Origin of the sequence: Comamonas denitrificans, from assembly GCF_042654745.1 — a bacterium.
Taxonomy (GTDB): domain Bacteria; phylum Pseudomonadota; class Gammaproteobacteria; order Burkholderiales; family Burkholderiaceae_C; genus Comamonas; species Comamonas denitrificans.
In genome coordinates this window covers 94,517-116,775 of the sequence record NZ_JBHSEY010000026.1, presented here as the reverse complement: position 1 = coordinate 116,775, position 22,259 = coordinate 94,517, and the positions used below count along the sequence as shown (strand labels likewise).

At 64.2% G+C, this 22,259-nt stretch carries 20 protein-coding genes and 1 tRNA gene; 9 read left to right on the top strand and 12 right to left on the bottom strand.

Annotated features, from left to right (window positions below; genetic code table 11):
• Positions 1-2: 2 nt before the first annotated feature.
• Positions 3-524 (bottom strand): flavodoxin family protein, encoded by a 522-nt coding sequence (locus tag ACFO24_RS06765; protein WP_377737634.1) that lies wholly within the window; start codon positions 522-524, stop codon positions 3-5.
• Between the two features lie 149 nt (positions 525-673).
• Here ACFO24_RS06765 and ACFO24_RS06760 point away from each other — a divergent pair, with 149 nt between their 5' ends.
• Positions 674-1,924 (top strand): MFS transporter, encoded by a 1,251-nt coding sequence (locus ACFO24_RS06760; RefSeq protein ID WP_377737633.1) that lies wholly within the window; start codon positions 674-676, stop codon positions 1,922-1,924.
• 107 nt (positions 1,925-2,031) lie between these two features.
• The gene (locus ACFO24_RS06755) at positions 2,032-3,660 is read left to right on the top strand and encodes a peptide chain release factor 3 (RefSeq protein ID WP_377737632.1); all 1,629 of its coding nucleotides are present in this window, start codon (positions 2,032-2,034) and stop codon (positions 3,658-3,660) included.
• A gap of 70 nt (positions 3,661-3,730) precedes the next feature.
• On the opposite strand, the gene ACFO24_RS06750 is transcribed toward ACFO24_RS06755, so the two are convergent.
• A tRNA-Thr gene (locus ACFO24_RS06750) sits at positions 3,731-3,805 on the bottom strand.
• A 145-nt stretch (positions 3,806-3,950) separates the two neighbouring features.
• On the opposite strand from ACFO24_RS06750, the gene serA reads away from it, so the two are divergent.
• Entirely contained in the window at positions 3,951-5,180 is a 1,230-nt protein-coding gene (serA, locus tag ACFO24_RS06745; protein WP_207575419.1) for a phosphoglycerate dehydrogenase, read from the top strand.
• Positions 5,181-5,201: 21 nt separating this feature from the next.
• A complete protein-coding gene (locus tag ACFO24_RS06740; protein WP_377737631.1) occupies positions 5,202-6,563 on the top strand; it encodes a hypothetical protein in 1,362 nt (453 codons plus the stop codon).
• A 24-nt stretch (positions 6,564-6,587) separates the two neighbouring features.
• On the opposite strand, the gene ACFO24_RS06735 is transcribed toward ACFO24_RS06740, so the two are convergent.
• The 6 genes from ACFO24_RS06735 to ACFO24_RS06710 form a co-directional block, all read right to left on the bottom strand.
• A complete protein-coding gene (locus ACFO24_RS06735) occupies positions 6,588-7,304 on the bottom strand; it encodes an ABC transporter ATP-binding protein (RefSeq protein ID WP_377737630.1) in 717 nt (238 codons plus the stop codon).
• Complete coding sequence (locus tag ACFO24_RS06730; RefSeq protein WP_377737629.1) at positions 7,297-8,565, bottom strand: ABC transporter permease; 1,269 nt, start codon at positions 8,563-8,565, stop codon at positions 7,297-7,299. Before ACFO24_RS06730 ends, ACFO24_RS06735 begins: the two co-directional genes overlap by 8 nt.
• The gene (locus ACFO24_RS06725) at positions 8,550-9,734 is read right to left on the bottom strand and encodes an efflux RND transporter periplasmic adaptor subunit (RefSeq protein ID WP_377737628.1); all 1,185 of its coding nucleotides are present in this window, start codon (positions 9,732-9,734) and stop codon (positions 8,550-8,552) included. Before ACFO24_RS06725 ends, ACFO24_RS06730 begins: the two co-directional genes overlap by 16 nt.
• 31 nt (positions 9,735-9,765) lie before the next feature.
• Positions 9,766-10,086 (bottom strand): MliC family protein, encoded by a 321-nt coding sequence (locus tag ACFO24_RS06720; protein ID WP_377737627.1) that lies wholly within the window; start codon positions 10,084-10,086, stop codon positions 9,766-9,768.
• A 52-nt stretch (positions 10,087-10,138) separates the two neighbouring features.
• Positions 10,139-11,248 (bottom strand): CaiB/BaiF CoA transferase family protein, encoded by a 1,110-nt coding sequence (locus ACFO24_RS06715; RefSeq protein ID WP_377737626.1) that lies wholly within the window; start codon positions 11,246-11,248, stop codon positions 10,139-10,141.
• A 120-nt stretch (positions 11,249-11,368) separates the two neighbouring features.
• Positions 11,369-12,403: a homocysteine S-methyltransferase family protein gene (locus tag ACFO24_RS06710; protein ID WP_377737625.1), complete on the bottom strand. Its 1,035-nt coding sequence runs from the start codon at positions 12,401-12,403 to the stop codon at positions 11,369-11,371.
• 145 nt (positions 12,404-12,548) lie between these two features.
• On the opposite strand from ACFO24_RS06710, the gene ACFO24_RS06705 reads away from it, so the two are divergent.
• A complete protein-coding gene (locus tag ACFO24_RS06705) occupies positions 12,549-13,076 on the top strand; it encodes a bacteriohemerythrin (protein WP_377737624.1) in 528 nt (175 codons plus the stop codon).
• A 35-nt stretch (positions 13,077-13,111) separates the two neighbouring features.
• Here the strand turns inward: ACFO24_RS06705 and ACFO24_RS06700 are convergent, their stop codons facing one another.
• The 3 genes from ACFO24_RS06700 to ACFO24_RS06690 form a co-directional block, all read right to left on the bottom strand.
• Positions 13,112-13,816 (bottom strand): glutathione S-transferase N-terminal domain-containing protein, encoded by a 705-nt coding sequence (locus tag ACFO24_RS06700; protein WP_377737623.1) that lies wholly within the window; start codon positions 13,814-13,816, stop codon positions 13,112-13,114.
• A gap of 51 nt (positions 13,817-13,867) precedes the next feature.
• Positions 13,868-14,653 (bottom strand): tyrosine-protein phosphatase, encoded by a 786-nt coding sequence (locus ACFO24_RS06695; RefSeq protein WP_377737622.1) that lies wholly within the window; start codon positions 14,651-14,653, stop codon positions 13,868-13,870.
• 193 nt (positions 14,654-14,846) lie between these two features.
• Complete coding sequence (locus ACFO24_RS06690) at positions 14,847-17,747, bottom strand: DNA topoisomerase III (protein WP_377737621.1); 2,901 nt, start codon at positions 17,745-17,747, stop codon at positions 14,847-14,849.
• Positions 17,748-17,899: 152 nt separating this feature from the next.
• Here ACFO24_RS06690 and ACFO24_RS06685 point away from each other — a divergent pair, with 152 nt between their 5' ends.
• From ACFO24_RS06685 to ACFO24_RS06670, 4 genes are all read left to right on the top strand, one after another.
• A complete protein-coding gene (locus ACFO24_RS06685; protein ID WP_377737620.1) occupies positions 17,900-18,706 on the top strand; it encodes a biotin--[acetyl-CoA-carboxylase] ligase in 807 nt (268 codons plus the stop codon).
• Positions 18,707-18,722: 16 nt separating this feature from the next.
• The gene (locus tag ACFO24_RS06680) at positions 18,723-19,526 is read left to right on the top strand and encodes an SPOR domain-containing protein (protein WP_377737619.1); all 804 of its coding nucleotides are present in this window, start codon (positions 18,723-18,725) and stop codon (positions 19,524-19,526) included.
• 72 nt (positions 19,527-19,598) lie between these two features.
• A complete protein-coding gene (locus ACFO24_RS06675) occupies positions 19,599-20,372 on the top strand; it encodes a TerC family protein (protein ID WP_207576079.1) in 774 nt (257 codons plus the stop codon).
• Between the two features lie 9 nt (positions 20,373-20,381).
• The gene (locus ACFO24_RS06670; protein WP_377737618.1) at positions 20,382-20,735 is read left to right on the top strand and encodes a phage holin family protein; all 354 of its coding nucleotides are present in this window, start codon (positions 20,382-20,384) and stop codon (positions 20,733-20,735) included.
• On the opposite strand, the gene ACFO24_RS06665 is transcribed toward ACFO24_RS06670, so the two are convergent.
• A complete protein-coding gene (locus ACFO24_RS06665) occupies positions 20,706-22,229 on the bottom strand; it encodes a M48 family metalloprotease (protein ID WP_377737617.1) in 1,524 nt (507 codons plus the stop codon). The genes ACFO24_RS06670 and ACFO24_RS06665 overlap by 30 nt on opposite strands.
• Positions 22,230-22,259: the final 30 nt, after the last annotated feature.

The following is a 22,259-nucleotide window of genomic DNA, read 5'->3' as shown; positions in this document are numbered from 1 at the left end:
TCTCAGAACACCCCCAACGCCAGCCCCTGCGCCAGCGCCTCGCCCAGGGCGTGGCAGCGCTCCAGCTCGTGCTTGCCGATCTGTTTGGCGGCCAGGATGGCCTCGGGGGTCTGGGCGTGGGTGCAGACGATGAGCGGCTCGGCCACGGCCTTGAGGCGCCAGCCGGTGGCAATGCGCGCGATCTGGCGTGCTGCGCCCGCGCCGTCGCTGCCGGCGCACACCAGGCTGGCGTAGGGGCGGCCGCTGATGCGATCAAGCACCGGGTAGTAGCAGCGGTCGAAAAAGTCTTTGAGCATGCCGCTCATTGCCGCCAGGTTCTCTGGCGTGGCAAAGAGGTAGCCGTCGGCCTGCAGCACCTGCGGCGGGCTGGCCTGCGCGGCAGGCAGCCACAGTGTGGATACGCCGGGCACGGTCTGCGCGCCAGCCTGCGCGGCTTGCGCCATCTGGGCTGTGCCGCCGGTCAGCGAGTGGTAAACGATCAGCAGCATTTTGCGCGTGGTGGCAGGGGGCATGGTGGTGGACATTGGCGCATTGTCAGGCTTCTAAGAACGTGTTCACGATCTCCTCATGGGTGTGCGGGCGCGGCTTCGGGTGGTTTGCGCCTCGCAACCCATCCCGAACCGCATCCCCCACACCTTCATTCGAGATCAGGAACACGTTCTAAGATGCCCACATGACCAATGCCACTGCAAGCACTTCTTTGGGGCACGATGCCCGCACCATTGGCCTGGTGGGTTTGGCCCACGGGGCTTCGCATTTTTTTCATCTGCTGCTGCCGCCATTGTTTCCGTGGCTGATGGCGGAGTTTGGCTACAGCTATGTCGAGCTGGGCACGGTGGTGTCGGTGTTTTTTGTTGTCTCTGGCGTAGGGCAAATGCTGGCCGGTTTTTTGGTGGACAAAGTGGGGGCGCGGCCCATTCTGTTTGCGGCCTTGGCCAGTTTTGCGCTGGCCGGTTTGGTGGCCGCCAGTGCGCAAAACTACGCCATGCTGGTGGCGGCCGCGGTGTTGGCCGGTTTGGGCAATGCGCCCTTTCACCCCGTTGATTTCACGATTTTGAACCAGCGTGTTTCGCCCCAGAACATGGGCCACGCGTTTTCTGTCCATGGCATTTCGGGCAATGTGGGCTGGGCTGCGGCCCCGGTGTTCATGGCGGGGATCACCAGCTGGACCGGCTCGTGGCGCATCGCCTGCTTCAGCGGCGCGGTTTTGGCCTTGGTGGTGTTGGCCATCGTTGTGCACCAGCGCCGCTGGCTGGATGATCGTCCGCATTTAACGGCAGGTGCATCAAAAGGTATAGCTGTAGCCGCTGTTAAAACAGAAGAAAACCCCTTTTCCTTTCTTGCATTGCCTGCTGTATGGCTGTGCTTTGCTTTCTTTTTCTTTACGACGGCGGGTTTAAGTGCGGTGCAAAGCTTTGCCAGTCCGGCGCTTCACAGCCTGTATCCGCAGCTAAGTTTGGCAGTCACGTATTGGATGGTGACGGGTTTTATGCTGTGCAGCGCCCTTGGCATGGTGGGGGGCGGCTTTTTGGCAGCCCGAGTGCTGCGGCTGGATCGGGTGATTGCGGTCTTTTTGCTGCTGGCCGGGGCGTTGTTGGCCTTGGCGGGAACGGGTTGGTTGCCTGGCTATTTGGCCTTGGCGGTGGGCGCTGCGGCAGGTTTTGGTCAAGGTCTGGCCGGGCCGTCGCGCGATATGTTGATCAAGCAAGCGGCGCCGCCTGGGGCCACGGGCCGGGTGTATGGCACGGTGTATTCGGGGCTGGATTTGGGCTTTAGCGTGGCCGCGCCCATTTTTGGCTGGTTGATGGACCACCAGCAGCCGCAGGGGGTTTTTTACGGGGCGGCGTTGGCGCTGGCGGTGAGCGTGCTGGCTGCCGGGGCTGTGGGCTCCCAGGTGCAGCAGCAGCGCCTGCAAGCGATTTAAGAACGTGTTTTAAAAGCACAGCAGGCTTTTACAATCGCACCCATTGCTGCAGGCCCGGGGAAACTCGGGCCTGTCTTTGTCTTTTGATTGCTTTTTTATTTTTTACTGTGTCTTACGCTTCAGAAACGCGGCGCCGCCGCACCTTTGCCATCATTTCCCACCCGGACGCGGGTAAAACCACGCTGACGGAAAAGCTGTTGCTGTTCTCCGGTGCCATCCAGATTGCCGGGGCGGTGAAAGGGCGCAAAGCCAGCCGCCACGCCACCTCGGACTGGATGGAGATTGAAAAACAGCGGGGCATTTCGGTGGCCTCCAGCGTGATGCAGATGAGCTACCGCGACCACGTCATCAACCTGCTGGACACGCCCGGCCACAAGGACTTCAGCGAGGACACCTACCGCGTGCTCACAGCCGTGGATTCGGCCCTGATGGTGGTTGATGCCGCCAATGGGGTGGAGGAGATGACCCGCCGCCTGATCGAGGTGTGCCGCCAGCGCGATACGCCCATCATCAGCTTTGTGAACAAAATGGACCGCGAGGTGCGCGACCCCCTGGACATCTTGGACGAGGTCGAGCGCGAGCTGGGCATGCCCTGCTGCCCCATCACCTGGCCGGTGGGCCAGGGCAAGCAGTTCGGCGGCATCATCGACCTGCGCACGCAAAGCATGACGGTGTTTGAGGCGGGCAGTGAAAAGCGCCCGCAAGATTTTGAAGTCATCCCGCTGGCTGAAGCCGACAAGCTGCGCCAGCGCTTTGGCCAAGCCTTTGACGATGCCCTGGAGAGCATGGAGCTGGCCGTGGGTGCTTCGGCCGCATGGAACCACGAACAGTTTCTGGCGGCCAAGCTCACCCCGGTGTTTTTTGGCTCGGGGGTGAACAATTTTGGTGTGCAGGAAGTGCTCAATGCCGTGGTGGACATGTCGCCGCCGCCGGGCACGCGCCTGGCCTACCAGGAAGTGAACCGCCAGCGCCAAGAGGTGACGATTCGCCCCGAGGACAAGGGCTTTGCCGGTGTGGTGTTCAAGGTGCAGGCCAATATGGATGCCAACCACCGCGACCGCATCGCCTTTGTGCGCGTGGCCAGTGGCAAATACACGCCCGGCATGAAGATGAAGGTGCAGCGCACCGGCAAAGAGCTGCGCCCCACCAGCGTCGTCACCTTCATGAGCCAGCGGCGCGAGGCGGTGGACGAAGCCTACGCGGGCGACATCATCGGCTTCACCATCCACGGCGGCGTGCAGCTGGGTGATTCGATCACCGACGGCCCCAACCTGCAGTTCACCGGCCTGCCGTTCTTTGCGCCGGAAATGTTCATGACCGTGGTGCTTAAAAATCCTTTGCGCTCCAAACAGCTGCAACAGGGCTTGATGGAGCTGGGCGAAGAAGGTGCCATCCAGGTGTTCAAGCCCGATGCCGGTGGCAACATGCTGCTGGGTGCCGTGGGCCAGCTGCAGTTTGAAGTGGTGCAGCACCGCCTGAAAACCGAGTACGACTGCGACATTCGCCTGGAAGGCTGCCAGTACACCGGCGCGCGCTGGATCACGGCCGACAGCCCCGCCGAACTGCGCCAGTTTGAAGCGGCCTACCCGCTGCGCCTGGCGCACGATGCGGCCAATACCCTGGCCTTCCTCTGCACCAGCCCCTACGACGTGCGCCTGGCGCAGGAGCGCTTTCCAAAAATCCACTTCCACCCACTGCGTGAACATGCGGGGCTGGAGCTGCAGGCCCGTGGCTAGGCTGGCCCAGGGTGCCCACTGAGCAATAAAAAAACCCGCTAATTCGAAAAAATTAGCGGGTTTTGTTGTGTGGTGCCCATGGGCAGGATTGAACTGCCGACCTCTCCCTTACCAAGGGAGTGCTCTACCACTGAGCCACATGGGCGAAGCCAAAGATTATATATCAGGATATGACCTTGGTGCTGCTATCTCGGCTAGGCCATACTTGCCGCCTTGATCTGGCGCACAGTGGCGGTGGGTCTAAAGGGAATCCGCTGTAATCGCCGAAGCTAACTTTGGAAAGTATCTTCATGACAAAAACCTCGCTGGACAAATCGAAAATCAAAATTTTGCTGTTGGAAGGGGTTCACAGCAGTGCTGTGCAAACCTTTACCAAGGCTGGTTACAGCAATGTGGAGCTGCTCGCGCACGCGCTGGAGGGCGATGAGCTCAAGGCCAAGATTGCCGATGTGCATTTTGTGGGCGTGCGTTCGCGCACCCAGCTGACGCGCGAGGTGCTGGAGGCGGCGAAAAAGCTGGTGGGCATTGGCTGCTTTTGCATTGGCACCAACCAGGTGGATTTGATCGCCGCGCAGGAAAAAGGCATTGTGGTGTTTAACGCCCCGTACTCCAACACCCGCTCGGTGGCTGAGTTGGTCTTGGCCGAGGCGATTTTGTTGCTGCGCGGCATTCCCGAGAAAAACGCCGTAGCGCACCGGGGTGGCTGGTTGAAATCGGCCGACAACGCGTTTGAGATTCGTGGCAAAACGCTGGGCATTGTGGGCTACGGCTCGATCGGCACACAGCTGTCGGTGCTGGCCGAGGGCTTGGGCATGCACGTGCTGTTCCACGACGTGGTGGCCAAGTTGCCGCTGGGCAATGCGCACCAGGCCGCCTCGCTGGAGGATTTGCTCTCGCGCAGCGACATCGTGACCTTGCACGTGCCCGAGTTGCCGTCCACGCAATGGATGATGGGTGAAAAAGAGTTTGCCGCCATGAAGCCTGGCAGCATCTTTATCAACGCGGCGCGGGGCACGGTGGTGGTGATTGATGCGCTGGCCAAGGCGCTCAAAAGCGGCAAGCTGCTGGGCGCGGCGGTGGATGTGTTTCCGGTCGAACCCAAGAGCAACAAGGATGAATTCATCTCGCCTTTGCGCGGGCTGGACAATGTGATTTTGACCCCGCACATTGGCGGCTCGACCATGGAGGCGCAGGCCAATATCGGCCTGGAAGTGGCCGACAAACTGGTGCGTTACAGCGACAACGGCACCACCATTTCGGCGGTGAACTTCCCCGAAGTGGCGCTGCCCGAGCATCCGGGGCAAAACCGCATCCTGCACGTACACCACAACGTGCCGGGCGTGCTCTCGGCCATCAACCAGGTGTTTGCGGAAAACGGCATCAACGTGGCGGGCCAGTATTTGCGCACCCACGAAAAACTGGGCTATGTGGTGATTGATCTGGAGCCTGGCTCATCGGCCCTGGCGCTGGAAAAACTGGCACAAGTGCCGGGCACGGTGCGCTGCCGGGTGCTGTTCTAAAACGCTGCGGGTGGCCGGGCTGTGAGCGATATTTTGCCGCCCAGCAATGCCGCTGCGGCCCCTCCCGCAGTGGCGACGGCGGCTGCGTCAGCGGTGGCTGCGGCCTCCACGGCGGCTGCCAATGCTTCAACAATGCTAGCTGCATCCGCTGGTAATTCAACAGAAGACGCTAGTTTTAATCAAAAAATACAGGAGCAATCAGCGGGAAGTGCTCCTGTAAGCAAGCAGCCTGCCGCCACCAATGCGGCCATCCCGGCAACGGCGGTGCCTGCTGCGGCCCCGGTGAGCGCTCCCCAGGCACCTGCGGCCACTGCGGCGGTGGCCCAGGCGCAGGCGGCTGCGGGCAGTTCGGTCAATCTTTCCCCACAAGCGCAGCAAACGGTGCGGGTGGAGGCTTTTACCCAGCTGGTGGCGCAATTGGTGCAGCAGGTCGGCGCTGGCGGGCCGCTGGCCGCTACGGCTTGGCCGGCCAATGGGGTGCCTGCAGCGGTGCTGGCCTTGCTCAGCAGCTTGGTGCAGCAGGCCACGGCGGGGCAGGCGTTGCCGCAGCAATTGCTCAGTGCCCAGGCCTGGCCGCAAAACTTGCTGCAGGCCGTGCTACAGCAAGCGGGGCGATCTGCGCCCTCAGCGCCAGCGGGCCCGCCCTCTGGGCACAGCCAGGGCGCAGCCATGGCGATGGCGGCGCAGGCCGCGCAGCAGGGGCAGGGCAAGGCGGTCGCCATTCCTGCGTTGCAAAACTGGCTGGTGCTGCAAGGCAGCATTGCGGCCCAAGATGGCACGCGGGGCATGAGCTTGATGCTCAAAGTCCCCGTGGCCTGGGCCCAGGCCCAAGCGGCCCTGGCGGCGGCCTTGCCGGGCGGGGGCAGTCCGGCCGGTGGGGGCGGCGCAGGGGGGCTGGGCTTGGGTGCGCCGTGGGTGGGCCAGGGCCTGCTCAATATTGCCTTTGCCGGGTCGTTGCAACAGCTCAGCAGTTCGGCCTTTGGCCTGGTTTTGCAGCCCCAGATGGTGCCGGGTACGCCGCAAGCGCTGCAGGCGCAGCTGCACATGCTGCGCACCAGCGCCCTCTTGCAGTTGGAGTTACAACCCCTGCCCAGCCAGGTGGCCCAGCAGGCGGTGCAAGCGGCGGCGGCCTATACCCCGGCGCAGTTGCTGCCGCAAGAGTGGCAGGCGTTGCTGCATGGCCGTGTGACCGATCCCTGGGTGCAAATGGCGCAACTGCATGCCAGTGGCCAGCAACCGCGCCAGATGCGCCACGAGGGGGAGCAGCGCGGGCTGTGCGTGGTCGATGGCTGCCAATACCAGGGCCGGGCGGTGTGCGCCCAGCCGTTTTGTGCCCAGATGAATTACCTGTGGTCGGTGGCGCGGGCGCAAAGCCGGGCCTAGCTTGCCTTGCGGGATGGCCCCGTTTTAGGGGCGGTGGCGATCGCTGGCAATGCGCCCATCGGCCAGGTGGACGATGCGGTCGCATTGCTCGGACAGGCGCAGATCGTGCGTGACCATCAGCACGGCGCAGCCAAAGGTCTGGTTGAAGTGGCGCAGCAGCTGGAACACCTCGGCCGCAGAGCGGCTGTCAAGGTTGCCCGTGGGCTCGTCGGCCAGCAGCAGCGCCGGTTGGGTCACCAGGGCGCGGGCCACGGCCACGCGCTGCTGTTGTCCGCCAGAGAGCTGGTCGGGGCGCTGCTGCGCCAGCTTCTCTAGCCCCACTTGGGCAAGCAGGTGCTGGGCAAACTCGGTGTGCTCGCGCGTGGGCTTGCCGTGGGCCAGGGCGATGGGCATCAGCACATTCTCGAGCGCAGTAAATGCCGTGATCAGGTGGTGGAACTGAAAGACAAAGCCGATGTGCTGCCCGCGCAATGCCGTGCGCTGGGCCTCGTCCATGCCGCTGGTGGGCTGGCCCAGCAGGTGCAGCTCGCCCGCCGTGGGGGTGTCTAGCAGGCCGATCAGGTTCAGCAGCGTGCTTTTGCCTGAGCCGGAGCTGCCCGTCAGCGCGGTGAAGTCGCTGCGCTGCAGGCGCAGCGATAGCCCGTGCAGCACCTGTGTTTCGGTGGGCTGGCCTGCGTTGTAGCGTTTGCACAGGCCGTCCAGGCGCAGCACTTCTTGGTCGCCGCTGGTGTGCTCAGACATGGCGAATGGCCTGCACCGGGTCTAACGTGGCCGCACGCCGCGCGGGGATGGCGGCCGCCACAATGCCGGTGGCCGTGGCCAGGCCCGCGGCCAGCACCGCCAGCCAGGGGTCGAGCGGAATGTAGAACAGCTGGGCGGAAAAGTTGTTGAAGATGGCCACCAGGCCATAGCTGGCCAGGCTGCCCAGCAGCGAGCCGACCAGGCCAAACATGGCCCCCTGCAGCAAAAACACCCGCAGCATCTGCTGCCGGCTGGCCCCCATGGCCCGCAGAATGCCGATTTCGCGGGTGCGCTGCACGACGCTGACGGCCAGCACGCTGGCAATGCCCAGCGCCACGCTCAAGGCCACAAAGCTGCTGATCATCTGGGTGGACAGGCGCTGCGATTGCAGGGCATTCATCAGCTGGGTGTTGGTTTCAATCCAGCTTTGGGCTTGCAGCCCCGTTAAGCGGCTGATGTGGGTGGCCATGGTTTGCGCTTCAAAGATGTGGTGCAGCTTCAAGTCCAGGCTGGTGGCGGCACCGGGCAGGTTCAGCAGCGACTGGGCTTGCTGCATGCCCAGATAGACGTAGCGCGTATCCAGCTCGCGCACCCCCAGCTGGAAGATGCCGACCACGCTGACCACGCTCTCCTGGCCCTGGCCGGCATCCAGGCGCAGCTTGTCGCCCACGCGCAGGCCCAGGTCGGCGGCCAGTTGGCGGCCGATGAGGGCATCGTGCGCCTGCAGGCGAAAGGCACCGGCCACGATGGCCTCTTCCAGGGCGATGATGCGCCGGTAGCGCGGCGGATCAATGCCCAGCAGGCTGACCGGCATCGAGGCCTGGCCCCGGCGGGCAAAGGCGGGCCCCGAGATCAGCGGGGAGACGGCCGAGAGCTGGGGCAGGCCGTCAAGCACATCGCGCACCTGTTGCCAGTTGTTGATGGAGCGCAGGCGCTGGGCGCGTTGGTCCTCCAGCACCAGCTGCACATGGCCGGGCGGTGCGGGGGCGATGAGGTTGCGCTCTTTGGGCGGCTGCACCTTGATGTGGGCCTGGGTACCCAGGGTGCGGTCGATGATGTTGTTTTGCAGGCCCGTGATCAAGGCAGTCAGAAACACCAGCACGGCCACGCCCACGGCAATGCCCACCAAAATCAATGCGCTTTGCGCCTGGCCCTCGCGCAGAAAGCGGGTGGCCAGCGTCCATTCAATCCACAGAGGCCATCCCCATGGCCGTCCCCCGGCGGGCTGGGGCGTGCGCGGGTGGCTCATGGTGCGGCCCATGGCAGTGGGCGCTCCAGTGCGCGCACGCGCTGGCCCGGCTCCAGGGGGGCTTGCGCATCGGCCAGCACCCAGTCACCGGCTTGCAAGCCCGCTGTGACCTGGGTTTGCACCAGGCCGCGCAAGCCCAGCTGCAGCTCGCGGCGCACGGCACGGCCTTGCTCCACCACCCAAACGTGGGGGTGCTCGCCGTCCAGATTGGCCAGGGCATCGTTGGGCACGACGATGGCCGAGGCCTGCGCACCGGTTTGAATATTGACCGAAACCGTCATGTCCTGGCGCAAAAAATCGGGCGCAGCGGTCACCGCAAGGCGCACCTCCACCGTGCCGCGCTGGGGGTCGATGCTGGGCGCAATAAAGTCCAGTTCGGCCGCAAAAGGCTGGCGCGGATACGCATCGGCAATGCACCTGGCCGATTGCCCCAGGGCCAGTACCTCCAGGTTTTTTTCATCCAGCGCCACCAGCACCTCGGTGGTGCCATCGCCGGCCATCTCGAACAGAACCTGGCCCGGCTGCACCAGGTCGCCCGGCTCGGCATGGCGGGTGAGCACGGTGCCGGCCACCTCGGCGCGGAGGGTGGCCTTGTCCAGCTGCGCCTGGGCACTGGCCAGCCGGGCCTGGGCGCTGGCTTCCTGGGATTGGCCGGGCTGCAGTGCGTGCGCTTGCAGCTGGGCTTGTTCGGCGGCCAGGCGGGCCAGGGTTTCGGCCTCTATCGCTTGTTCCAGCGCTTCGTGGCTGATGGCCTGTTGGCTGGCCAGCAGGCGGCGGCGTTCTAGTTCCCGGCGGGCCTGCTGCCACTGCTGCTGTGTTTGCTGCGCGGCCCGCTGGGCTTGTGGGCGGGTGGATTGCTGCAGCTCGGCCAAGGCGGCACGGGCCTGGCGCACCTGGGCCTGCAGGTCGTCGGCACGCAGCACGGCCAGCACCTCGCCGGGGCGCACCCGGTCGCCCTCGCGCACGTGCCGCTGTAGCACCACCCCGGTAATGGGGCTGCCCACCTGCACCCGCGCGGGGGCCGTGACCCGCCCCGTGGCCACCACGGTCTGCACCAGGGGCTGGGCCACCACTTGGTAGGCTGCCAGCCGGGGGCCGGCTATTTTTTGGGCCCCAATCCCACCCAGGGCCAGCACCAGCAGCGTGGCGCCGCCCGCTATCCAAAGAGAGCGACGTTGCATCAATCCTGCCTGTGCTGTGGTGGCAAAAGGTTTACTGGGCCGTGCACTGCAGCGGCACCATGCGGCCAATCTCGACGGTCAGGTCATCGCCCTTGCCGCGAATGGTGTGGGGGCCATTGCTGTAGATAAAGCCCGAGCCGCTGGGTTGCTGCGCCAGGGTGATGCTGCTGCCCTGGTGCGTGAGCACAGCGGTTTCATTGGCGGGCGAAAAGCGCACCGCAATGGCCGTGCCGTTGGTGCACATAAACGCCACCTCCAGGTCGTCGGCAGGGCGCGGCGCGGTGCTGCTGCAGGCGCTCAGGGCGACCGTGGCGCTGATGGCCAGCAGGGCGGGGTAGATTTTGGGGTGCATGGCTTTGCTCAGGGGCTGGTTGGGGGATTGGATTGGATTGGTACGGGGCTGTTTACGCCCGCCAGCCACGGCCGCCTTGCGCCAAATCCTGCAATACCGCTTCGGTGTGCGCTCCGGCAGGGTGGGTGGGGTTGATGGGGTAGGGCGCAGCGCCAAAGCGCGGGGCCGGGCTGGCTTGCAGTGTGCCCTGGGGCTCGGCGTACACGCCACGCGCTTGCAGGTGGGGGTGGTGCAGCGCTGCTTTGGGGCTGAGCACGGCAGAAAAGCACGCATCCGTGCCTTCCAGCAGGGCCTGCCAGTGGGCCTGGGGGTGTTGCAAAAACAGCGCCGCCAAGCGGGCGCGGCGCTGGGGCCAGGCGCGGCGGTCCCATTGGTCGCCGGTGAAGTCTGGGTCGCCCTCCAGGCCCAGCCGCTGTAGCAGCAATTGGTAGAACTGCGGCTCAATCGGCCCAATGACGATGTGCTCCCCATCCGCGCAGACATAGGTGTCGTAGAACGGTGCCATGGTGTGCAGGCTGGTGCTGCGCGTGTCGCCCACCAGGCCGGTGCTGCGCATGCTGAGCATGAGGTTGAGCATGTGCGCCGCGCCATCGACGATGGCCGCATCCACCACCGTGCCCTGGCCGCTGGCGCGCGCCTGCAGCACGCCAGCCAGCAGCCCCGTCATCAAATAGAGCGCCCCGCCGCCAATGTCCCCCAGCACGCCCACGGGGGCGACGGGGCGGGCATCGGCCGGGCTGCAGCCCCACATGGCCCCGGACAGGGCGGTGTAGTTGGCATCGTGCCCCGCGGTGTGTGCCAGCGGGCCGTGCTGGCCCCAGCCGGTCATGCGGCCATAGACCAGGGCGGGATTGACGGCGTGGCACTCTTGCGGGCCCAGGCCCAGGCGCTCCATGCTGCCGGGGCGCATGCCTTCGATGAGGATGTCGGCCTGGGCCACCAGCTGCAGCACCAGGGCGCGGCCCTCGGGGGATTTGAGGTCGGCAAAGACCGAGCGCTTGCCCCGGTTGAGCAAATCGCCCGTGATGGGCAGGCCGCCGTTGCCGGGGCGCACCAGGCTGATCACGTCGGCCCCCAGGTCGGCCAAGTGCATGGCGCAAAACGGGCCGGGGCCCAGGCCGCCAATTTCCAGCACGCGCAGGGTGTGCAAAACTTTTTCCATGCTTGTCTCCTTGTTCATATTTTTGATAGCTGTTTGCGCTTTTGAAATGGTGATTTCAGATAAAAACTATGGTGAAACCATTGAATTACAAGCGCAAAGAGCTATTGTTTAGGCAGGTGTTTAGGCGTGCGCTGGGTAAAACAGCTTGCGCGTGGGCACGGGCGCAACGGCTTGGGCAATGGCGCCAATGTGGTCGGGCGTGGTGCCGCAGCAGCCGCCCAGAATGTTCACCAGCCCCTCGGCGGCAAACTCGTGCACCAGGCGGCTGGTGACCTCGGGCGTTTCGTCAAAGCCGGTGTCGCTCATGGGGTTGGGCAGGCCGGCGTTGGGGTAGCAGCTGATGAAGGTATCGGGCGCGGCCTTGGCCAGCTCTTGGATGTAGGGGCGCATCAGCGCCGCGCCCAGGGCGCAGTTCAGGCCCACCGACAGCGGGTTGGCATGGCGCACGCTGTGCCAAAACGCCGTCACCGTCTGGCCCGACAGAATGCGGCCTGAGGCATCGGTCACCGTGCCGCTGATCATGATGGGCAGGCATTCGCCGGTCTGCTCAAACGCCTCATCGACGGCAAACAGCGCCGCCTTGGCGTTCAAGGTGTCGAAAATGGTTTCCACCAAAATCACGTCCGCCCCGCCTTCAATCAGGCCCAGGGTTTGCTCCAGATAGGCCACGCGCAGCTGCTCAAAGTTGATGTTGCGCGCGCCGGGGTCGTTCACGTCGGGGCTGATGCTGGCGGTTTTGGGCGTCGGGCCCAGGGCACCGGCGACAAAGCGGGGGTGATCGGGGGTGGAGAATTTGTCGCACGCTGCGCGCGCCAGCTTGGCGCTTTGCAGGTTCATCTCGTAGGCCAGATGGCCCATGTGGTAGTCGTCCTGGGCGATGCTGGTGGCGCCAAAGGTGTTGGTCTCGATCAGGTCGGCCCCGGCGGCCAGGTAGCCTTCGTGGATGTCGCGGATCACATCCGGGCGCGTCAGGCTGAGCAGCTCGTTGTTGCCTTTTACATCGTAGGCAAAGTCGGCAAAGCGCTCGCCCCGGTACTGGGCCTCGGTGAGCTTGAAGCGCTGGATCATGGTGCCCATGGCCCCATCCAAGATGGCAATACGTTGTTCCAGGATGGCAGGCAGCTGTTGGGCGCGGGTGTAGGTGGGCAAAGTCATGGGCGCAGATTGTAGGAAGTTGGCCGCGCTCTTTTCTGCCCAGAAGGGTGTTGCCACCCGCCAGCGCGGTGCCAATACCGATTGCCCCTCTTGAAACTAGGTATATTCCCTGGTTCTCAACCTTGTCAGTTTTGCGGAGATTTCTATGGCTCATCTTGTCTGGAGCGCCGACTTGGACACCGGGATTGCGGAAATTGACCGCCAGCACCAACGCATCGCCGAGTACATCAACACCTTGTACAACTTGCGCAGCTCGCCAGACCGGCAAGCGCTGTCCCAGGTGATTGCCGACACCGCCGATTACACCGAATCGCACTTTGTCTTTGAAGAAAACCTGCTGGAGCAAGCGGGCTACACCTTTTTAGGCCCGCACAAAAAGGTACACGCGCTTTTTATCCGCCGCATTGTGTCGATTCAAGAGCGTTTTGAAGCCGGGGAAGATGTGGCCGACGAGCTGCACAAGCTGCTGTCGCGCTGGCTGTTTAGCCACATTCGCACCGAAGACCACGCCTACACCCCCACCGTGAAGGAATATTTAAACCGCGTCGATGCTGCCCAGCGCCAGGGCGCGGCCGATGCGGAGACACGGCACATTGATTACGAAAAACTCTTTCCCGGGCTAGAGCACCGGATGCAAAAAAAAGGCTGGCTAGCGCGTTTGTTTGGGCGCTAGCCTGGCTGGGCACTGACGCAACCGGCAGCACCGCGTTAAGCGCGCGGCACCTCCAGCCCGCGTTGCACGGCGGGGCGGGCCAAAAAGGCCGCCAGCGCCCGCGCCACGTGCGGGAAATCGCTCCAGCCGACCACCTCGGCCGCCTCATAAAAGCCAATCAGGTTGCGCACCCAGGGGAAGATGGCCATGTCGGCAATGGTGTAGGCATCGCCCACCATCCAGGGCTGGTGGCTCAAGTGCTTATCCAGCACCCCCAAGAGGCGCTTGGCCTCGTTCACATAGCGGTCGCGCGGGCGTTTGTCTTCAAAGTCTTTGCCGGCAAATTTATGGAAAAAGCCCAGTTGCCCCAGCATCGGCCCCAGGCCGCCCATTTGCCACATCAGCCATTGCAGCGTGGTGTAGCGCTGGGCCGGGTCGGTTGGGAGAAATTGCCCGGTTTTTTCGGCCAGATACATCAGGATGGCCCCCGATTCAAACAGCGCCAACGGCTGGCCGCCCGGGCCGTGGGGGTCGAGGATGGCGGGGATTTTGTTGTTCGGGTTGAGCGCTAAAAACGCCGGGTGAAACTGGTCATTGTGCTCAAAGCGGATGGTGTGCGCCTCGTAGGGCAGGCCCATCTCCTCCAGTGCAATCGACACTTTCACGCCATTGGGCGTGGCCAGCGAATACAGCTGCAGCCGCTCAGGATGCTGGGGCGGCCATTGGGCGGTAATGGGGTGGTTGAGCAGGGCGGGGGTCATCGTGGGCTCCTTGGTGTAAACCGAAAACCCCTAACCCTACACCAATGCCCATCAAGCCAAAGCTTGCAGGTAACGCCCGCGCAACTGGACCAAGGCCGACGGCCCCAGCCCCAGGGCTTCGTGCAAATAGGCGTGGATGCTGCCCCAGTGCTGCGCCACGGCGGCGTAGGCACTGTCTAAAAACGCCGGTTGCACCGTCCACAGCACGTGCAGCACTTCGGGTGGAATGTGCTGGGCCGCCTGCGCCGCCAGGGCGGCGGGGCGGCGGTAGAGCTGGTTGGTGAGCAAATAATCCTGCGCAATCACTTCTGGGGCTACGCCCAGCGCGTGCAGCAGCAAAGCGGCGGCCCAGCCGGTGCGGTCTTTGCCCGCAGTGCAGTGAAATACCAGGGGGCGATCATCCTCCAGCAGCAGGGCAAACCAGCGGGCAAACACTGGCGCGGACTCCACCACCAGGCCCCGGTAGGTGGCCTGCATCAGCGCCACGGTGTCGGCCACGCTCAGCCGCCCGCCCGCTTTCAACAGCTGCATTGCCTCGTGCACCAGGGTGGGCTCAATCACCAGGCTGTGCTGCTGCAGCTGGGGCCAGCCGTAGCCGTGCTGGGCGCGTTCCTGCGCACCGCGAAAATCCACCGCGCGGGCTACGCCCAGGGCATCCAGTTGCGCCAGGTCCGCAGCGCTCAAGTCCGCCAGATGGTCCGAGCGGTACACCTGCCCCCAGCGCAGCCGCTGTCCCTGGTGGCCGCTGTAGCCGCCCAGGTCACGAAAGTTGCTGCAGCCGTGCAGGGGAATGTGGCGCTGCGCGGCGGCAGGGGCCGTGGGCATTGGTGCAGACATTGATGCAGGCATTGGCGCAGGCATTGGCTTAGAACGTGTTCACGATCTGCGCGCGAAGGGGTGCGGGATGCGGATCGGGATGGGCTGCAAGGCGCAAACCACAGACATAGCGCTAGCTATGGCGAGGATTTGCAACGCCGCAGACCGCCCGAGGCCGCGACTGCACACCCGCGAGGAGATTGTGAACACGTTCTTACGCATTGGCCACCAGGTGCGGGCCGATCAGGCCGGTCAGCTCAAACATGCCGGCGCGGTCTTTGCCCAGTACGGGGCGCAGTTTGTCGTCGGCCACGATGGTGCGTTTGTCTTGCGGGTCTTGCAGGTTGTGCGCCTTGATGTAGTCCCACAGTTTTTTCAGTGCCTCGGTGCGGGCCACGGCCTCGCTGCCGATGACGGCGGCCAGCGCGGCATCGGGGTGGTAGTTGGCTGCTGCAGGTTTGCGAGCTGCAGGCGCTTTACTGGCGCTTGTTTTGGTGGTTTTTGCTTTTGTAGTGGTTGTTTTTGCAGCGGTAGCAGCTCCTTTTTTAGGAGGGTATTTGCTTTCGCGCTGCTCAAATTCAAAGCCGACTTTGCCGCCCGCCTGGTCCCACACCAAATGCGCCTTGAAGGCGCGGCGCGTGCGGTTGGAGATGAATTTGTCCAGCAAATCGGTCTTGCCCGTGGCCAGCAGCTTTTGCATTTGCTCGGGGGCAATGGGCTGCTGCAGGATGATTTGGCCGGATTTGAAGTTGCAACTGGGCGCAGGCTGGGTGGCGGTGGGCACGGCCTTGCTGCACACGTAGTTGCTGCCGTGGGCAAACACGGGTGCGCCACAGGCCGGGCACGCGCCCAGGCTGGTTTGGCCGCTGAAATCGACGATTTCGGCGTTTTCCTCGCTGGCTTTGTCGTCGCCAAAGTCAAATTCCAGCTTGAACTGGCCGGTGTCTTTGTCGCTGACGATGGCCAGCTCTGAGGTAAACGGCCAACCGGCCTTGGAGCGAAAGCCCTCCAGCGGGCCGATGCGCCGCTCGCGCAGCAGGGTTTCGGCCTCGTGCGTTTCAAAGGTGCGCCCGGCGGGCGATTTGGTGAAGGAAAAGCCGCAGCCCTCGCCCGCCCCGTCGGCCCCGGTGCAGGCGTAGCGGCGGTAGTTTTCTTTGACGATGCCATCGCACTGCGGGCATGGCGAGGTCAGCGTGGCGTAGTTGCCGGGGATGGTGTCGCGGTCGTATTCCTTGGCTTTTTGCACCAGGCGCTCGGTCATTTGGGCAATTTTTTGCATGAACTGGGCGCGGGGCAGCTCGCCGCGCTCCATCTGCGCCAGCTTGTATTCCCATTCGCCGGTCAGCTCGGGCTTGCACAGCTCTTGCACGTCCAGGCCGCGCAGCAGGGTCATCAGTTGAAACGCCTTGGCCGTGGGCAGCAGCTCGCGGCCCTCGCGCAGCAGGTATTTTTCGGACAGCAGCCCTTCGATGATGGCGGCGCGGGTGGCTGGGGTGCCCAGGCCTTTTTCCTGCATGGCGCTGCGCAGCTCTTCATCCTCGACCTGCTTGCCCGCGCTTTCCATTGCGCCCAGCAGGGTCGCTTCAGAGTAGCGCGCCGGCGGCTTGGTGTGCAGCGGCTTGGCCTGGGCCAGTGCCACGCGGGGGTGTTCGCCCGGCTGCACGGCCACCAGGGGCTGGCCTTTGTCGCCGTCTTTGCCACCGTCGGTTTCGCTGGCCGCTTCTTTGCCGTAAATGGCCAGCCAGCCGGGGTGGATGAGCACCTTGCCCTCGGTCTTGAAATGGTGCTGCGCCACCTGGCTGATGCGCGTGGTGATCTGGTACTGCGCGGCCGGGAAGAACACCGCCATGAAGCGGCGCACCACCAGGTCGTACAGCTTTTGCTCGGCTTCGGACAGGCCGCTGGGCGCTTGCGTGGTGGGGATGATGGCAAAGTGGTCGCTCACCTGGCTGTTGTCGAACACGCGCTTGGTCGGGCGCAGGTAGTTGTGCTCCAGCGCTTGGCGGGCAAACGGGGCCAGGTGGCTGTGCTGCGAGGTGGCCAGCATCTCCAGCGTCTGGCGCGTGGTGGGCAGGTAGTCCTCGGGCAGGTGGCGCGAATCGGTACGCGGGTAGGTCAGCGCCTTGTGCTTTTCGTACAGCGCCTGGGCCAGCGCCAAGGTGGTTTTGGCCGAAAAGCCGAACTTGCCGTTGGCCTCGCGCTGCAGGCTGGTCAGGTCAAACAGCAGCGGGCTGGCCTGGGTGCTGGGCTTGGATTCTTCGGTGACGGTGGCGGGCTGGCCTTGCACGGCGCTGGCAATGGCTTGGGCATCTTCGGCCTTCCACAGGCGGTCGGCCTTGGCCTCGGGGTCGTCGGATTTTTTAAATTTGGGGTCGAACCACTTGCCCGCGTACTGCCCGGCCTGGGCGGCAAAGTTGGCATGCACCTCGAAATATTCACGGCTTTGGAAGGCGCGGATTTTTTCCTCGCGCGTGACGATGAGCGACAGCGTGGGCGTTTGCACCCGGCCCACGGTGGTCAAAAAGAAGCCGCCATCGCGCGAGTTGAACGCCGTCATGGCCCGCGTGCCGTTGATGCCGACCAGCCAATCGGCCTCGGAGCGGCTGCGCGCCGCATCGGCCAGGCCTTGCATTTGCGCATCACTGCGCAGGTTGTTAAAGCCATCGCGGATGGCCTGCGGGGTCATGGACTGCAGCCACAGGCGCTGGATGGGTTTGCCCAGGCCGCCTTTGGCGCCGCCGGCGTATTGCTCGATCAGGCGAAAGATCAGCTCGCCCTCGCGCCCCGCGTCGCAGGCGTTGATGAGTTGGGTTACATCTTTGCGCTTGGCTTGCTTGACGACGGCGGCCAGGCGGCTTTTGGTTTTATCGACCGGTTTCAGGTCAAAGCGTGGCGGAATCACCGGCAGGTGGGCAAAGCTCCACTTGCCGCGTTTGACATCGAACTCTTCGGGGGCCTGAATTTCCACCAGGTGGCCCACCGCGCTGGTGACCACGTAGTGCTCGCTCTCGAAATAGTCGTCGTATTTGTCAAATTTGCCCGCAATGGGGGTCAGCGCCCGCACGATGTCTTGGGCCACGGAGGGTTTTTCTGCAATGACGAGGGTTTTGCTCATGCTCAGGCTGGGCCGTGAAGGCCTTCTACAATTCGTTGGTTTGTGAAATTGGTGAAATTATTTTCTCGCGTGCGCACGCACGCATACCTATTCAAGTTATCAGAGTTTTTCATGTCCGGCAGCGCCACTCTCTTTTTTTCTCAGGTTCGCGCATGAGCGTGCGCTGGTACCCCGAAGACCTGTGGCAACACACGGCCCCTGTGCTGCCAGGCTTTACCGTGGAGGTGCTGCCCCGCATTGACTCGACCAACACCGAGCTGATGCGCCGCGCCCGCGCCGGGCAGACCGAGCCGATTTTGCTCATCGCCGAAGACCAAACCGCCGGCAAAGGCCGCCAGGGCCGCCCCTGGAGCAATGCGCCGGGCAGCAGCCTGATGTGCTCTTTGGCCCTGCCCCTGGCCCCGCGCGATTGGTCGGGCCTGTCGCTGGCCGTGGGCGTGGCCATGGCCCAGGCGCTGCAGCCAACCGACCCCAACGCCGCCTTGTGCATCGGCCTGAAATGGCCCAACGACCTGTGGCTGACCGATGACCGCAAGCTCGGCGGCATTCTGATTGAAACGGCCAACCTCCCCCAGGCCCGCCGGGGCGAGCGCTACGTCATCATCGGCATGGGCGTGAACATCCAGCCCCCGGTGGCCACCGGCAGCTGGGCCACCCGCCCGGCCAGCCTGCAAGAGCTGGACCCGCGCTGGAGCGCCCCGCTGGCCCTGGCCCAATTGCTGCCGCTGGTGGTGCGCCAAGTGCTGGAGTTTGCCGACACCGGCTTTGCCGCCTGCGTGGCCAGCTTTGCCCGCCTGGACCTCTTGCGCGGCCGCTGGGTTCATACCAGCGATGGCATCGTGGGGCAGGCGCTGGGCGTAGGCCCGGACGGGGCGCTGCACATCCAAACAGAGCACGGCGTGCAGACCATTCACAGCGCCGAGGTGAGTGTGCGCCCGCAAAATATGCCCTTGCCTTGAACTGCCCGAAACGACCATGCTGCGCCTTCTTCTGATTTTGTTGTTTGCTGCCAACCTGGCCTACGCCGCCTGGGGGCAGGGCTGGCTTGTGGCCGTAGGCTGGGGCCCCAGCCCCACCAATGAGCCCTGGCGCTTAGAAAAGCAAATGCGCCCCGAGGCCGTGCAGCTGATCGCTGTGGCGGCCAACCCGCCCCCGGCGGCCGATGCGGCGGCAGCGCGGCCAACGCCTAAAACAGAAGCTGCTGCCGCTGAAGAAATCAGCAATACAGACTCAAACACCCCAACAAACCAAGCAAACAAAGCGCCAACAGCTCCTGAATCAGAAGCAGCCCCCGCTGCGCCCACGGCCCCGCCCGCCCCCGACACCCAATGCCTGCAGGCCGGGCCGTTCAGCCAAGATGAGGCCAAAACCCTGCGCAACGCCTTGCGGGCGCAAGAGCTGGCCTGGGACAGCTACGAAATGCGCAGCCAAGACATGCCCGGGCGCTGGATGGTTTACTTGGGCAAATTCCCCAGCCAAGAGCTGCTCAACCGCCAGCGCACCTCGCTGCGGGCGCAAAACATCGACACCGACCGCGCTGGTGGCAACCTGGAGCCCGGCCTGTCGCTGGGCCGCTTCTCTTCGGAAGAGGCCGCCACCCGTGAACTCACCCGCCTGCTGCGCAAAGGCGTGCGCGGGGCCCGGGTGGTGCAGGAGCGCGCTGCGGCCCAGGTCTTCACCCTGCGCCTGCCCGCAGCCACCGCGGCCCAGCAGGCCCAGCTGGGGGCCTTGGGCCCGGCGTTGGCGGGCAAGGTGTTGCAGCGCTGTGAGGAGCCCTAAGATCGTGAACACGTTCTTAGGTATTGATCGTGTATTGATCTTGGTATGGGTATTGCTGCATTGGAGTTTGCAATGGATTTGGACTTTCTCTATCACGCCTCATTTTGGATTGCGCTGGGGCAAATCATCATCATCGACATCTTGCTCGGTGGTGACAACGCCGTGGTCATTGCCCTGGCCTGCCGCAAATTGCCGGCGGCGCAGCGCACCAAAGGCATTGTTTACGGCACTGCTGGGGCCATCGTGCTGCGCGTGGTGCTGATCATGTTTGCCATGACGCTGCTGAAACTGCCGTTTTTAAAACTGGCCGGGGCGCTGTTGCTGGTGTGGATTGGCATCAAACTGCTGGCCCCGGATGAGGAAGGGCACGAGAACATTACCGCCAGCGACCGCTTGCTGGCCGCCATCAAAACCATCATCGTCGCCGACTTGGTGATGAGTGTGGACAACGTGATTGCCATTGCCGGGGCCGCGCAAACAGCGCACCAAGACCACCAGCTGTTGCTGATCTCGCTGGGGCTGTTGATCTCTATCCCCATCATCGTCTGGGGCTCGCAGCTGGTGATCAAGTTGATGGAGCGCTTCCCTTCGGTGATTTTGGGCGGTGGCATGCTGCTGGGCTGGATTGCCGGGGGCATGCTGGTCAGCGATCCTGGATTTATTGACCCCGAGCAATGGCTGTGGCTGCCCAAGCTGGGCCATTGGGATGCCAACGGCTTGGCGGTTGTGCCCAGCCCGGTGTACTGGAGCGCCCATATCTGCGGTGCCTTGCTGGTGCTGGGCGCAGGCAAATGGCTGGCGGCGCGCAAAAAGGCAGCCCCTGCTGCCCATTCTTCCACCTCGTAAGGAGCTGTTATGGCCCGATTATTTTTGCAATGGTTTTTAAGCGCCGGGGCCTTGCTCCTGGTGGCCAATTTTTTTAGCGGGGTGCAAGTGCACAGCCTGAGTTCAGCGCTGTGGGCAGCGCTGATTTTGGGCTTGCTCAATGCCGTGCTGCGCCCCGTGCTGGTGGTGCTGACGCTGCCCGTCACCCTGGTCACGCTGGGGCTGTTTTTGCTAGTGGTCAATGGCCTGGTGTTTTGGCTGGCCTCGGGGCTGCTGGGTGGGCTGCAGGTCAGCGGTTTTTGGGCGGCGGTTTGGGGGGCGCTGCTGTATTCGGCCTGTGGCTTGGTGATTGACTCACTGCTTGCGCGCTTCTTCCCGAAGTAATTCGGTCACGGCCCGCAAGCGGGTGTCGATGATCGAGGCCTCGATGTGGTCTTGATTGCCGCCGCGCCGCGCCAGGTCTTGTGCGGCCTTTAAGCGGTCTTGCGCGGCGCTGAAGTCGCGAATGGCCACCTGCGCCTCGGCCTGTGCCCGCAAGGCCCGCAGCGGCTGATTTTGTGCCTGCCAGGCTTGCGCCAGCCATTGCCAGGCCTGCGCATCCTGCGGGTGGGTGGTGACCCAGGTTTGCAGGCGCTCGCTGGCCAGCGCCGGGCGCTGCAAGGCCAGCTGGGCCTGGGCGTGCAAGAGCACGGCGGGGCGCAGCTGGGGTGCGGGGTGGCGCTCCACCAAGTCCAGCGCCTGCTGCGGCTGCCCTGCGGCCAAGGCCAATTCGGCCCCCAGCCAGGCACTTTGGCGCCGGGCGGCGGCATCGCTGGCCGGCACCAGTGCATCCAATTGCCGCCAGAAAGCGTGCGCCCCGGCGGTATCGCGCAATTGCTGGCTGGCCAAGGCCGCAGCGTACAAAATGGCCGCCCGCTGGGCCGCTGGCTGCTGGGCAAAATCGCTTTGCCCTGGCTGGGCCACCCATTGGCGCAGGCGATCAACGCCCGGCTGGCTCAGTACCCGGGCGCGGGCGGACATCATCGCGTCCTCCCACTGCGTTTGCAGCGGCGTGCCACGGCCGTGGGGCACGCGCGCTTGCATGTCGGCAATGCGTTCGCTGGTCAGGGGGTGGCTGCGCAAATAGGGCCAGCTGCCGTTGTCGTTCAGGCGGCTGGCCTGCTGCAATTTATCGAACATGCTGGCCGCGCCCTGGGGGTTGAAACCCGCCGGGGAGAGCAGGTTAAAGCCCACGCGGTCGGCCTCGCGCTCCATGTCGCGCGAAAAGCTCAACTGGTTTTGCACGGCGGCCGCCTGCCCGCCAATGATCAGCGCCTGCGCCGCGTCCGGGCTGGACGAGGCGGCCAGCGCCCCCAGCACCAGACCGCCAATCAGCAGGGGGATGTTCTTTTTTTCCTCGGCAAACATGCGGGCAATGTGGCGCTGGGTGACGTGGCTGAGTTCGTGCGCCAGCACGGTGGCCAGTTCATCGCGGTGGGCCACAGCGCCGATCAGGCCGGTGTGGACACCCAAATACCCGCCAGGCAGGGCAAAGGCGTTGATCGAGCGGTCGCGCCCCAGCAGCACCTGCCAGGCAAAGCGCTGGTAGAGCTCTTCGCTCAAATCGCCACGCTGCAGGGCCGCTTGCACCAAGGGCTGCCAAATTTGCATGACGTAGGCGTGCAGCGGCGCATCGTCCAGGTAATCGGGGTCGCGGTACAGGCTGGTGATGATGCTGTCGCCCAGCGCGCGCTCTTGGCTCAGGCTCAGCTCGGCCCCATCCCCCAAGTGGGGCAAGCCCCCTTGGGCGCTGGCGGGCGTGGCCAGCAAGGACCCGACCATGCACAGGCAGGCCAACACAGAACGGACAAAGCAGGCAGGGCGCCAAGGGGGCAGCATGATGGGCAAATCCTTTCAAGGGATGCTTAT

What these genes read in the sequence shown, in the direction of transcription:
- ACFO24_RS06720 (WP_377737627.1), bottom strand. Translation starts at nt 10,086, where the DNA reads ATGCACCCCAAAATCTACCCCGCCCTGCTGGCCATCAGCGCCACGGTC.
- ACFO24_RS06765 (WP_377737634.1), bottom strand. Translation starts at nt 524, where the DNA reads ATGTCCACCACCATGCCCCCTGCCACCACGCGCAAAATGCTGCTGATC.
- ACFO24_RS06665 (WP_377737617.1), bottom strand. Translation starts at nt 22,229, where the DNA reads ATGCTGCCCCCTTGGCGCCCTGCCTGCTTTGTCCGTTCTGTGTTGGCC.
- ACFO24_RS06685 (WP_377737620.1), top strand. Translation starts at nt 17,900, where the DNA reads ATGAGCGTGCGCTGGTACCCCGAAGACCTGTGGCAACACACGGCCCCT.
- ACFO24_RS06760 (WP_377737633.1), top strand. Translation starts at nt 674, where the DNA reads ATGACCAATGCCACTGCAAGCACTTCTTTGGGGCACGATGCCCGCACC.
- ACFO24_RS06715 (WP_377737626.1), bottom strand. Translation starts at nt 11,248, where the DNA reads ATGGAAAAAGTTTTGCACACCCTGCGCGTGCTGGAAATTGGCGGCCTG.
- ACFO24_RS06695 (WP_377737622.1), bottom strand. Translation starts at nt 14,653, where the DNA reads ATGTCTGCACCAATGCCCACGGCCCCTGCCGCCGCGCAGCGCCACATT.
- ACFO24_RS06675 (WP_207576079.1), top strand. Translation starts at nt 19,599, where the DNA reads ATGGATTTGGACTTTCTCTATCACGCCTCATTTTGGATTGCGCTGGGG.
- ACFO24_RS06710 (WP_377737625.1), bottom strand. Translation starts at nt 12,403, where the DNA reads ATGACTTTGCCCACCTACACCCGCGCCCAACAGCTGCCTGCCATCCTG.
- serA (WP_207575419.1), top strand. Translation starts at nt 3,951, where the DNA reads ATGACAAAAACCTCGCTGGACAAATCGAAAATCAAAATTTTGCTGTTG.
- ACFO24_RS06705 (WP_377737624.1), top strand. Translation starts at nt 12,549, where the DNA reads ATGGCTCATCTTGTCTGGAGCGCCGACTTGGACACCGGGATTGCGGAA.
- ACFO24_RS06735 (WP_377737630.1), bottom strand. Translation starts at nt 7,304, where the DNA reads ATGTCTGAGCACACCAGCGGCGACCAAGAAGTGCTGCGCCTGGACGGC.
- ACFO24_RS06670 (WP_377737618.1), top strand. Translation starts at nt 20,382, where the DNA reads ATGGCCCGATTATTTTTGCAATGGTTTTTAAGCGCCGGGGCCTTGCTC.
- ACFO24_RS06700 (WP_377737623.1), bottom strand. Translation starts at nt 13,816, where the DNA reads ATGACCCCCGCCCTGCTCAACCACCCCATTACCGCCCAATGGCCGCCC.
- ACFO24_RS06730 (WP_377737629.1), bottom strand. Translation starts at nt 8,565, where the DNA reads ATGGGCCGCACCATGAGCCACCCGCGCACGCCCCAGCCCGCCGGGGGA.
- ACFO24_RS06690 (WP_377737621.1), bottom strand. Translation starts at nt 17,747, where the DNA reads ATGAGCAAAACCCTCGTCATTGCAGAAAAACCCTCCGTGGCCCAAGAC.
- ACFO24_RS06725 (WP_377737628.1), bottom strand. Translation starts at nt 9,734, where the DNA reads ATGCAACGTCGCTCTCTTTGGATAGCGGGCGGCGCCACGCTGCTGGTG.
- ACFO24_RS06680 (WP_377737619.1), top strand. Translation starts at nt 18,723, where the DNA reads ATGCTGCGCCTTCTTCTGATTTTGTTGTTTGCTGCCAACCTGGCCTAC.